An 11,163-nucleotide genomic window follows, 5' to 3' on the forward strand; every position below is an offset into this window, starting at 1 on the left:
ATAAAGGGTAGTTGATGTAAACTCTCAACACACTGTAATTCAGACCTTTTGACCCTTGTACTATCTTTTACAGGAGGACAAATGGAAGAAAATTTAGACAAGCTGCAGGATGCTTTAGGTTATCACTTCAACGATGTTGGACTTTTGAGACATGCTCTCACTCATCCATCCTTCAGCAATGAAAACGGTGAACCAAAGGAAGCCTCTAACCAGAGACTCGAGTTTTTAGGAGACGCGGTTCTGGAGCTCATCTCAAGCGTATTTCTTTTTAATCGCACACCTGTACTTCAGGAGGGTGTCATGACCAAGGTTCGCGCCGCGCTGGTATGTGAGCCAACATTGGCAGAAGCTGCCCGCAAGGTAAATCTTGGTGATTACATCATTTTAGGTAAGGGTGAAGCAAGAGAAGGCATAAACAATCGCGATTCTGTTATTTCGGATGCATTTGAGTCTGTAATAGGCGCCATGTATCTGGACGGCGGACTGGAGCCGGCAGAGAGGTTCGTAAAGACCTTCGTGCTCTCGGATATCGAGAACACAGGACTTTACAGAGATGCGAAGACTGTTCTTCAGGAATATGTTTCACAGAATAAGATGGAACTTGAGTACAGAGTCATAGAGGAATCAGGTCCATGTCACGACAGATTCTACCGTGTACAGGCCATACTCAACGACAAGGAGTACGGTATCGGTGAAGGTTCCAGCAAGAAAAAGAGTGAGCAGGGTGCTGCTTACCAGACATTAAAGCAGATTAAGGCGGAAACCGGATATGTATTTAAAATCTATTGAAATTCAGGGCTTTAAGTCCTTTGCCAACAAGACTGTCCTTGATTTCAGTAAGGGAGTCACCGGCATAGTAGGACCTAACGGTTCCGGAAAATCCAATATCTCCGATGCGGTTCGCTGGGTTCTCGGTGAGCAGAAGGTAAAGCAGCTTCGTGGATCCTCCATGCAGGACGTTATCTTCGCAGGTACACAGCTGAGACGTCCTCAAAGCTCTGCCTTCGTAGCCATAACTCTCGACAACTCAGACAGACTTCTGAATATCGATTACGACACAGTTACTGTCTCCAGACGTTTGTACCGTTCCGGAGAATCAGAATACATGCTGAACGGCACAGAATGCCGACTTAAAGACGTTAACGAGCTCTTCTATGATACCGGTATCGGTAAAGACGGATACAGTATCATCGGTCAGGGTCAGGTCGAAAAGATCCTTTCCGGAAAGCCTGAGGAGCGCCGTGACCTTTTCGACGAAGCCGTTGGTATCGTAAAATTCAAGCGCCGTAAGGCTCTCGCCGAAAAGAAGCTCTCTGATGAGCAGGCAAACCTCACCCGTGTAACCGATATCCTGAACGAGCTGGAACGTCAGGTTGGACCTCTCAAAAAGCAATCCGACGAGGCGAGACAGTATCTCTCCATACGTGATGAGCTCGTCAATGCTGACTCAAATCTCTTCATCCGCGACATGGACGAAACCTTCAAGGGTCTCGATTCTGTCAATGAAAACCAAAGCACCGTGAACGACGAGCTGGACGCTGTTAAAAAGGAATCTGAAGAGCTGAACGGAAAGTACACCGAGATCGAAGAGAAGATAAGAGCTCTCGATTCTGAACTCAGCAAGGCTAAGGACGACATCAACAAATCAGACCTCCTGAAGACAAATCTCCAGGGTCAGATCGGCGTTTTAAACGAGCAGATAAACACAGAAAAGAACAATGCCCTTCATTATACCCAGCGTATCAATGCTTTACAGAAGGACATGTTCGACCGTATCTCACAGATCGAGGATAACTTAAGCCTCCTCAAGTGGATCAAGGAACAGATAAGCTTCATAAAGAACAACAAGGCCGGCACAGACGAGATGATGGAGAACATCGAGCTGGATCTCGAGATGATAAACTCCACCATGGATGAGACAGAACTCACGGTTTCTTCCTGCATGGGCCCGGATTTCCAGCTTGAGGACCGCCCCGTAAAGGAGTCTGAAAAGGCGACCAACATAAAGAGCGACGATTTCCTCGGAAATATCGAGGTACAGCGTAAAGAACTGGAAAGGATCAATGCACGTCTCGAAGAGGTAAAGCAGCTTATAGCATCGGATTCTGAACTTGTCACGAAGCTTTCTGATGTGAATCAGCAGCTTCGTGATCAGATAACCCACAAGACCCGTGAGCACGATAATCAGAAGAACCGTCTCGAGACCCTCCGTAACCTTGCAGAACGTTATGAGGGATATGGAAATGCCATCAAGATGGTCATGGACAGACGTGATCAGGAGCATGGGATCCTCGGAGTTGTTGCAGACCTTATCGAAGTACCCAAGGATTATGAAACCGCCATCGAGACAGCTCTCGGCGGCTCCATACAGAACGTGGTTACCGAGGACGAGATCACTGCGAAGAACATGGTTCAGTACCTGAAGCAGCACCGTTACGGACGTGCAACCTTCCTCCCGCTCACAAACATTCGCGGAAAGCGTGATGAAAACTGCGAACGTGCAGTTTCCGAGAAGGGTGCCATCGGTCTCGGCTGTGACCTAATTAAATTTGACGTGAAGTACAAGACTCTTTCAGAGTACCTTCTCGGTCGTGTTCTTGTGGTCAACAACATTGAGACAGCATTGCAGATTCAGAGAAAATACCATCAGAGTCTCCGTATAGTCACTCTGGAAGGTGACCTCTTGAATCCGGGAGGATCCATCTCCGGTGGTTCTTTCAGGAACAACTCAAACCTCATGGGACGTAAGCGAGAGCTGGAAGAGATAGAGGAGCACATCCTTTCTTCACAGAAGGCTATAGAAGAGCTGAAGAGAAAGCTTTCAGATTCGGAAAGCAAGCGCGCCATCGCAAAGGCATCTGTAGAATCACACCGTCAGGAGATAGAAAAGCTCACTCTGGAGCAGAACACTCAGACCATGGCTATAGCTTCACAGATCAATGTTGAGTATTCATCTCTTTCGACCCGTACGGATTTCGTTACCGAGAATCTTCACAGACTGAATTCCGAACTCGAGACCATCACCACAGAAAAGGGTGAGATGGAAGACTCTCAGCAGAACTCAGACAGTGTTCTCCAGGGCAAGGCCGACAAGATCAGTGAACTCGAGGCCCTCATCCGGAATGCCGATGCCGCTTCTCAGGAGCTTAACGAGAAAATGGCGAGAGACGAGGAGAGTAAGGCAAAGCTCCTCGAGGAACGTAAGTCCTTCTTCCAGAAGAAGGATGAGATCTCTGTACGACTTCTCGATATGGAGAAGGAGTCCATGCGTGTACAGAACAAGAGGGAGAAGCTTGATGAGAAGATCGACAAGCTCACCACCTATATGTACGACGAGTACGGTCTCACCTACGAAGAAGCAAAAAAACGTTATTCTGACGAATATAAGAATACAAACGAGGTTCGTACCCTGGTCAACCAGTTGAAGGGACAGTTAAAGGCTCTTGGTCCCGTCAACCTCGATGCTATCGAGCAGTACAAGGAAGTATCTGAAAGATACGAATTCCTGAACAACCAGTATCTGGATCTCACAGAGTCCGAGAAATCCCTCAACGAGATCATCGAAGAGCTGGATCAGGGTATGCGTAAGCAGTTCAATGAGAACTTCAAGCTTATTCAGGAGCAGTTCAACAAGACCTTCAAGATCCTTTTCGGAGGCGGTCAGGGAAGACTCGAGCTCGACACCGAGGACCCGGATGTACTTACTACATCCATTTCCATCATCGCAGAGCCACCGGGAAAGAAGCTTCAGAATATGATGCAGCTGTCCGGTGGAGAAAAGGCTCTTACAGCCATCGCCCTGCTTTTTGCCATCCAGAACCTGAAGCCTTCACCATTCTGTCTTCTGGACGAGATCGAGGCGGCACTTGATGACTCGAACGTTACCCGTTTTGCAGAGTATCTCCATACTCTCATCCAGACTCAGTTCATAGTCATCACTCACCGTAGAGGCACCATGGAGAATGCTGACAGACTGTTCGGTATCACCATGCAGGAAAAGGGTGTATCCACCCTGGTTTCAGTTGATCTCGTACAGGATCAGCTTGATGCATAAGGACGCTTTAGCGGCCTGATAGTGCGGAATGGGGGCGAATCGCGTAAAGCGATTCCATATCGACTTTTGATACTCATATCTCAAAATAAAGGAGTGCCCTATATGGCAAATTTCTTTTCCAAACTTATAAACAACATCTTCCAGTCCAACGAAGTGGCAGACGATGCCTTCTATGAGGATCTGGAGGATGCCATGATCATGTCCGATGTGGGTGTCACCACCACACTTAAGGTCATCGATGCAGTAAAAACAGAAGCTGCCCGTCAGGGCGTAAACACCACCAGGGAGATAAAGAAGATCCTGAGAGATTATCTTTACGAGCTCATGCGTGTGGATGATTCCTACTACGATTTCGAAAAGCAGAAAAGCATCATTTCCGTCATCGGTGTAAACGGTGTCGGAAAGACCACTTCCATCGGAAAGATGGCTAAGAACTTCAAGGATCAGGGAAAGCGCGTCATCCTCGCTGCCGCCGACACCTTCAGAGCAGGTGCCATAGAGCAGCTTAAGGAATGGGGAAACCGCACAGACGTTGACGTCATAGCACAGAAGGAGGGTTCCGACCCTGCGGCTGTAGTATTCGACGCCCTTCAGTCCTTCAAGTCAAAGAACGCCGACCTTCTCATCATCGATACAGCAGGAAGACTTCATAATAAGAAGAATCTCATGAACGAGCTGGGTAAGATAAACCGTATCATCGACAAGGAATTTGCCGAGGGATACAGAGAGACTCTCGTGGTCCTCGATGCCACAACCGGTCAGAACGCCATGTCTCAGGCACAGATCTTCAAGGATGCCTGCGAAGTCACCGGAATCATCCTCACAAAGATGGACGGAACCGCAAAGGGCGGAATAGCTCTCGCAGTACAGTCAGAGCTGGGACTCCCTGTAAAATACATCGGCGTCGGTGAAAAGGCTTCGGATCTGAGACGCTTTGACTCAAAGGAATACGTAGATTCTATTTTCGAGAGTTGACAAAACTACTAAAATACAGACAATGTCAGGACGTGCGCCGGACTGTCAACAAAAAGTGTTGACAGTCCGGTTTTTTATGTTATACTAGCAAAGGTTTGAGGGAGAACTCTATGGATGATTTTGTAGTACGCGGCAATCTTTATGAGCTTTACGGCGGATTGCTTAATGAAAACCAAAGAAAAGTTTATGAGTACCACGTAATAGACGACATGAGTTTCACTGAGATCGGCGAAGAGATGGGCACCTCCAGACAGGCTGCTCAGGAGCTTTTCCGAAGAGCTGACAAAAAGCTCAAGGATACAGAAGACACTCTTGGACTTCAATCGAAGCTTATCAATATACGCGAGAGAGCCGTAAAGATTCTCGAGCACACAGAAGATAATGTAATCCAGAAACTTGCAGGAGAAATCATAGATGGCGTTTGAAAATCTGACAGACAGATTAACCAATATATTTTCCAATCTCGGACATAAGGGAAAACTTACTGAGGACGATGTAACCCAGGCTCTCCGTGAAGTACGTATGGCACTTCTTGAAGCCGATGTTAACTTCAAGCTCGTGAAGGACTTCATTGCCAGAGTTAAGGAAAAGGCGATCGGAGAAGAGATCCTCAACAGTCTTACTCCGGCTCAGACCGTTGTAAAGATAGTAAACGAAGAGCTCACTGCTATGATGGGTTCCGAGACCACTGAGATCGTACTTAAACCGGCAGGCGAGATCAGCATCATCATGATGGTAGGTCTTCAGGGTGCCGGTAAAACAACCACCGCAGCAAAGCTTGCAGGAAAGTTCAAGTCAAAGGGACGTACACCTGTGCTTGTAGCCTGTGATATCTACAGACCGGCTGCCATTGACCAGTTAAGAGTCAATGCTGAAAAGGTGGGAGTTCCTTTCTTCTCACTGGGTGACAAGATCAGTCCTGTAGAGATCGCAAGAAAAGCTATCGAAGAGGCTAAAGAGAAACATTACAATGTTGTTATCCTCGATACTGCAGGTCGTTTACAGATAGATGAAAAGCTCATGGACGAGCTTGAAAACATCAAAAAGACAGTTCCGGTTCAGTGGACAGTACTTACCGTTGACGCCATGACAGGTCAGGAAGCTGTCAATGTGGCAGAGACATTTGCAGACAAGGTCGGTATCGACGGAGTCATCCTCACCAAGTGTGACGGTGATACCAGAGGCGGTGCTGCACTTTCCATAAAGGCCATGACCGGAAAGCCTATCCTTTACTTAGGTATGGGCGAAAAGCTGGATGATCTCGAGCAGTTCTATCCGGACCGTATGGCAGGACGTATCCTCGGAATGGGTGATGTACTTTCTCTTATCGAGAAGGTCGAGAAGAACATGGATCAGGAGAAGAGCCGTGAATCCATGGGCAAGCTCACCAGAGGAAAGTTCGATTATAACGACTTCATGGATCAGATGGATCAGATGTCAAAGCTCGGCGGCTTGGGCGGAATCCTGAAGATGCTTCCGGGTCTTTCCGGTCTCGGTGACATCGACATGGACGACACCGAAAAGCAGCTCAAAAAGGTTCGCGCCATGATCCAGTCCATGACTGCGAAGGAACGCGCCAATCCGGATCTCATCAATCCGTCCAGAAAACGTCGTATCGCTAACGGCGCAGGAGTTGACATAGCTGAAGTAAATCGTCTTGTTAAGCAGTTTGAACAGATGCGCAAGATGATGAAGCAGTTCGGCGGTGCTATGCGAAGCAAGCATGGTCGCGGCGCTTTCGGAGGCTTAGGCGGCTTCGGAGGACTGGGAAATCTCGGCGGTTTAGGCCGCGGCGGAAGATTCCCGTTTTAACAGAAACACACCGGATTAATCAGTAATCAAACTGTTAATCATATATAATTATTATTTTTAGAAAATAGGAGAAAACACCATGTTAAAGATCAGATTAAGAAGAATGGGTCAGATTCACGCACCATACTACAGAGTAATCGTTGCTGATTCAAGAGCACCAAGAAACGGAAGATTCATCGAGGAGATCGGTACATACAACCCATGTGTTGAGCCATCAGAGATCAAGATCGATGCTGAGAAGGCAAAGCAGTGGATTTCAAACGGTGCTCAGCCAACTGAGTCTGTAGCAAAGCTTCTTAAGAGAGCCGGAATCAACTAATCCGCCGAGAGGAGACCTTATGAAGGAATTACTCGAAACTATTGCCAGGGCCCTTGTTCAGAATCCTGATGACGTTCAGGTCACCGAGGAGAACAGGGATGGTGAGATCGTCCTGACCCTTTCTGTGAATGAGCAGGATATGGGTAAAGTCATCGGACGTTCAGGTCGTATCGCAAAGGCAATCCGTTCTGTTATGTCTGCTGCCGCAAGCAAGGCATCGGTCAAGGTATCCGTAGATATTAAGTAAGAGTAATTACTCAGTATAGTTTCTACTATGCTGAGTATTTATTTATAGTAAGGAAAAAATATGCAGGAAAAACTTAGAGTCGGTACAGTAGTTACCACCCATGGTCTGAAAGGCGAAGTAAAGGTTTATCCTACAACTGATGATCCGGACAGATTTTACGATTTGAAGAAAGTCTGGCTGGATCGTTCCGGTTCAATGGAAAACATGCTTCAGCTCGAGGTTCAGAATGTAAGATTTTTCAAGAATCTTGCGATAGTAAAATTCAAAGATTATGACAACATCGATGATGTTATCCCATTCCGTAAGGGTGAGCTCTATGTTGACAGAAAAGACGCCATTCCTCTCGGTGAGGGAGAATATTTCATCGGCGACATCATCGGCTGCAAGGTACTGGACGAGGAAGACAAAGAACTGGGTACAGTTAAGGAATTCCTGGAGACAGGCGCCAACGATGTTATGCTCGTCAAAACAGAGGGTAAGGATCTCATGATCCCTTACTGTGATCCGTTTATTCTTGAGAAAGCACCGGAAGAGGGCTATATCAGAGTACACCTCATCCCGGGTCTTTTAGATCTATGAAAAATTATTACGTAATGACGCTTTTCCCGGAGCTTATCGAAAATGTTACAAAGGAAAGCATTTCCGGAAGAGCCATAAAGTCAGGTCTCATGAATGTTGAAGCCTTTGACATTCGTGATTATACGAAGGATGCCCACAACCACGTGGATGATTATCCATATGGCGGCGGAGCAGGTATGCTCATGCAGGTACAGCCTATAGTTGACTGCTACAGACACATAGTTGACAAGATCGGACACAGACCCGCGCGTGTCCTCTTTATGTCACCTCAGGGCCGGAGATTCGACCAGAAGATGGCGGAGGAGCTTGCGGAGGAGGAAGATATCCTTTTCCTCTGCGGTCACTATGAAGGCGTCGATGAGCGTGCTCTGGAGATCCTCGATGTTGAAAATGTCTCCATCGGAGATTATGTCCTCACAGGAGGTGAGCTTCCTGCTCTCAGCATGATAGATTCCATTTCCAGACTCGTACATGGTGTCCTCAACAAAGATGAATCACATGAAATAGAGAGCTTCTCCGACGGTCTTCTGGAATATCCGCAGTATACACGTCCTGAGAATTTTGAAGATCATACAGTTCCGAAGATACTTTTATCCGGGGACCACAAAAAGGTTGATGAATGGCGTCATCAGATGAGCCTCGAACGCACTAAGGAACGTCGTCCTGATCTCTATGAGAAGTATGTAGCAGAGCATCCTGAAGAGTTTGCACCTAAAAAACCGAAAAGGCGTAGAAGAAAGTCTGCTGATTCGCAGGAGTTTACAGAGTTTTTATAAAAAGAGTGGCATTATGCCGCGAAAACGCCCTTGCAATATAGGGCAATATATGTTAAATTACATGAGTTGTGACTAAAAGAGATATTCCTCTGACGGTTCCATCTGCTTGGAATAGAGGATTCCGGATAGATAAGGCCGGACGATAAATCCGTGAATGAATGTCAAATAGTATTAGGAGGTAGCACAATGGCAAACAGCGATATCATTAAGAGCATTGAGCAGGGCCAGCTTAAGGCTGAGGTTCCTCAGTTCAACACTGGTGACACAGTTAAGGTTTACAACAAGATCAAAGAGGGTAACCGTGAGAGATTACAGATCTTCGAGGGTACAGTTCTTAAGATCCAGGGTGGTTCAAACAGAATCACATTCACAGTTAGAAAGACTTCTAACGGTGTAGGTGTTGAGAAGACATGGCCACTTCACAGCCCAATGGTTGAGAAGGTAGAGGTTGTTAGAGCTGGTAAGGTTAGAAGAGCTAAGCTTACATATCTCAGACAGCGTACAGGTAAGGCTGCCAAGGTTAAGGCACTTTAATCTGTGGTTGATTAAGATCTTTGGGGGTGTTCCGTTTACGGGATGCCCCTTTCTTATTATCCATAGCCTGTATTCGCAGATCGCATTACAGAACATAAATCAGACACATCAAAAGCAGGAGAACCACTATGCGTGAAAAGAGTTTCATTCAGATTGTTGTACATACACTGACCAATATTTTCGTTCTGATAGCATTGGCATGGTTCATAGTCCACAGCTTTCTCACAACAGTGGAGATATCCGGTCACAGTATGGAGCCCGGATTGTCATCAGGTGATCTGGTGATGGTGGACACCCTGAAATATAAATTTTTAAATCCCGACCGTCTGGATGTGGTCATATTCCAGAAAAACAATTCAACGGAAAACATCAAGCGTGTAGTCGGACTTCCCGGCGAGACCGTTGTGATCCAGAACGGACGTATATATATAAACGGTACGCTCCTCGAAAGCGACAAGATTTCCAATATTTCCCTCGCAGGTATCGCGGAAAAGCCCGTCCAGCTTATGGAGGACGAGTATTTTCTCATAGGTGATAATGCTGACTCATCTGAGGACAGCCGTTTCATCAACGTGGGAAATGTTCATAAATCTCAGATAATCGGCAAGATCTGGTTCAAGCTTTTGCCGATCGCTAAAATGAGCTTAGTAGACTAAAGGAGAATCAAATGAATATTCAATGGTATCCCGGTCATATGGCGAAGGCCAAGCGAAACATTCGTGATGACCTGAAACTCGTAGATCTGGTAATCGAAGTTGTTGATGCCCGCTGTCCGGAATCCTCCAGAAATCCGGATGTAGACAGTTTTGCAAAAGAAAAATCCCGTATACTTCTTCTCAACAAGGCCGACCTTGCAGATAAGCGCATTACTCAGAAATTCGCTGATTATTATGCAAAAAAGGGCTTCTATACCATGGAGATCGATGCCAGAAACAAGGGCTCTCTGAAGAAGCTTCCTAATCTTATAGAAGAAGCCTGCAAACCTGTCATCGAGAAGAATCTCAAAAAGGGTATAAAGACTCCGACCATCAGAGCCATGGTACTGGGTATCCCGAATGTAGGAAAGTCTACCTTCATAAATTCCTATGTGGGAAGATCCATGGCGAAGACCGGAAACAAGCCCGGTGTCACCAGAGGAAACCAGTGGATCAATGTAGGAAAAAGGCTTCAGCTCCTGGATACTCCGGGTATCACATGGCCTAAATTCGAGCGTGAGATCGTAGGTCTCAATCTCGCCCTCATCGGATCCATCAACGACCAGATCATAAACATTGACGAGCTGGTATTTTATCTTCTCAAGTATCTGGTGAGATATTATCCTTCCGCACTTATCGAGAGATACGGTGACAGTCTCTCCGGCATTGAGGAGGCCATCAAGGTTTTCGATGAGATCGGCAGAAAGCGCGGCTGCATCAAGAAGGGCGGAGATATCGACTATTCCAGAACCGCCAAGATAGTTCTGGATGATTTCAGAAACGGACGCCTCGGAAATATCACCCTTGAGCATACACCGGGCTCTACAGACGACGTAGTCGCATCTGTTGCTGATGCGCTCAAATAAGTTTTAGGCAACTTTTAAATATTGCCGACTTGCGACATTTTTCAGAAAGGACATCCGGCTTATCCGGAATAAGATATGCGTGAATTAAAAGGAGAACGTCTCGAAAAGGAACTTGAGAGACTTAAGCTGATGCATGAATATGAAAATGCTCATGCTGAATATGCATTTATCGCAGGCGTTGATGAAGCCGGAAGAGGTCCCCTTGCGGGTCCTGTTGTGGCCGCCTGCTGCATACTTCCGAAGGATGCCGAGATACTTTATCTCAATGACTCAAAGAAGCTCAGCGAGAAGCGACGTGAGGCTCTT

12 protein-coding genes and 1 pseudogene are annotated in these 11,163 nt (G+C 46.6%); all 13 read left to right on the forward strand.

The window, feature by feature from the left end:
- Nucleotides 1-81 precede the first annotated feature (81 nt).
- Nucleotides 82-789 (forward strand): ribonuclease III, encoded by a 708-nt coding sequence (rnc, locus tag BXO88_RS12465; RefSeq protein WP_078038055.1) that lies wholly within the window; start codon nt 82-84, stop codon nt 787-789.
- The gene (gene smc, locus BXO88_RS12470) at nt 770-4,054 is read left to right on the forward strand and encodes a chromosome segregation protein SMC (RefSeq protein ID WP_078038056.1); all 3,285 of its coding nucleotides are present in this window, start codon (nt 770-772) and stop codon (nt 4,052-4,054) included. Before rnc ends, smc begins: the two co-directional genes overlap by 20 nt.
- 102 nt (nt 4,055-4,156) lie before the next feature.
- Entirely contained in the window at nt 4,157-5,029 is an 873-nt protein-coding gene (gene ftsY, locus BXO88_RS12475) for a signal recognition particle-docking protein FtsY (protein WP_078038057.1), read from the forward strand.
- Between the two features lie 110 nt (nt 5,030-5,139).
- Entirely contained in the window at nt 5,140-5,454 is a 315-nt protein-coding gene (locus BXO88_RS12480; RefSeq protein WP_044993239.1) for a sigma factor-like helix-turn-helix DNA-binding protein, read from the forward strand.
- Nucleotides 5,444-6,841: a signal recognition particle protein gene (gene ffh, locus BXO88_RS12485; RefSeq protein WP_078038058.1), complete on the forward strand. Its 1,398-nt coding sequence runs from the start codon at nt 5,444-5,446 to the stop codon at nt 6,839-6,841. Before BXO88_RS12480 ends, ffh begins: the two co-directional genes overlap by 11 nt.
- Nucleotides 6,842-6,920: 79 nt before the next feature.
- Nucleotides 6,921-7,160, forward strand: a complete 240-nt coding sequence (rpsP, locus tag BXO88_RS12490; protein ID WP_078038059.1) for a 30S ribosomal protein S16 — start codon at nt 6,921-6,923, stop codon at nt 7,158-7,160.
- 19 nt (nt 7,161-7,179) lie between these two features.
- The gene (locus tag BXO88_RS12495; RefSeq protein ID WP_078038060.1) at nt 7,180-7,407 is read left to right on the forward strand and encodes a KH domain-containing protein; all 228 of its coding nucleotides are present in this window, start codon (nt 7,180-7,182) and stop codon (nt 7,405-7,407) included.
- A gap of 60 nt (nt 7,408-7,467) precedes the next feature.
- Nucleotides 7,468-7,986 (forward strand): ribosome maturation factor RimM, encoded by a 519-nt coding sequence (gene rimM / locus BXO88_RS12500; RefSeq protein ID WP_078038061.1) that lies wholly within the window; start codon nt 7,468-7,470, stop codon nt 7,984-7,986.
- Entirely contained in the window at nt 7,983-8,762 is a 780-nt protein-coding gene (gene trmD / locus BXO88_RS12505; protein ID WP_078038062.1) for a tRNA (guanosine(37)-N1)-methyltransferase TrmD, read from the forward strand. Before rimM ends, trmD begins: the two co-directional genes overlap by 4 nt.
- Nucleotides 8,763-8,948: 186 nt before the next feature.
- Nucleotides 8,949-9,296, forward strand: a complete 348-nt coding sequence (rplS, locus tag BXO88_RS12510; RefSeq protein ID WP_036609050.1) for a 50S ribosomal protein L19 — start codon at nt 8,949-8,951, stop codon at nt 9,294-9,296.
- Between the two features lie 128 nt (nt 9,297-9,424).
- On the forward strand, nt 9,425-9,952 hold the full coding sequence (gene lepB, locus BXO88_RS12515) for a signal peptidase I (RefSeq protein WP_078038063.1): 528 nt from the start codon (nt 9,425-9,427) through the stop codon (nt 9,950-9,952).
- Nucleotides 9,953-9,963: 11 nt separating this feature from the next.
- Complete coding sequence (gene ylqF / locus BXO88_RS12520; RefSeq protein WP_078038064.1) at nt 9,964-10,857, forward strand: ribosome biogenesis GTPase YlqF; 894 nt, start codon at nt 9,964-9,966, stop codon at nt 10,855-10,857.
- Nucleotides 10,858-10,932: 75 nt separating this feature from the next.
- Nucleotides 10,933-11,163 (forward strand): annotated as a pseudogene (locus BXO88_RS12525) (ribonuclease HII); the annotation flags it as partial.

It is taken from the genome of Oribacterium sp. C9 (genome assembly GCF_002007235.1).
Taxonomy (GTDB): Bacteria; Bacillota; Clostridia; order Lachnospirales; family Lachnospiraceae; genus Oribacterium.

Excerpts from the sequence above, each read along its gene's own strand:
- rnc (WP_078038055.1), top strand. The coding sequence starts at position 82 with ATGGAAGAAAATTTAGACAAGCTGCAGGATGCTTTAGGTTATCACTTC.
- smc (WP_078038056.1), top strand. The coding sequence starts at position 770 with ATGTATTTAAAATCTATTGAAATTCAGGGCTTTAAGTCCTTTGCCAAC.
- ftsY (WP_078038057.1), top strand. The coding sequence starts at position 4,157 with ATGGCAAATTTCTTTTCCAAACTTATAAACAACATCTTCCAGTCCAAC.
- BXO88_RS12480 (WP_044993239.1), top strand. The coding sequence starts at position 5,140 with ATGGATGATTTTGTAGTACGCGGCAATCTTTATGAGCTTTACGGCGGA.
- ffh (WP_078038058.1), top strand. The coding sequence starts at position 5,444 with ATGGCGTTTGAAAATCTGACAGACAGATTAACCAATATATTTTCCAAT.
- rpsP (WP_078038059.1), top strand. The coding sequence starts at position 6,921 with ATGTTAAAGATCAGATTAAGAAGAATGGGTCAGATTCACGCACCATAC.
- BXO88_RS12495 (WP_078038060.1), top strand. The coding sequence starts at position 7,180 with ATGAAGGAATTACTCGAAACTATTGCCAGGGCCCTTGTTCAGAATCCT.
- rimM (WP_078038061.1), top strand. The coding sequence starts at position 7,468 with ATGCAGGAAAAACTTAGAGTCGGTACAGTAGTTACCACCCATGGTCTG.
- trmD (WP_078038062.1), top strand. The coding sequence starts at position 7,983 with ATGAAAAATTATTACGTAATGACGCTTTTCCCGGAGCTTATCGAAAAT.
- rplS (WP_036609050.1), top strand. The coding sequence starts at position 8,949 with ATGGCAAACAGCGATATCATTAAGAGCATTGAGCAGGGCCAGCTTAAG.
- lepB (WP_078038063.1), top strand. The coding sequence starts at position 9,425 with ATGCGTGAAAAGAGTTTCATTCAGATTGTTGTACATACACTGACCAAT.
- ylqF (WP_078038064.1), top strand. The coding sequence starts at position 9,964 with ATGAATATTCAATGGTATCCCGGTCATATGGCGAAGGCCAAGCGAAAC.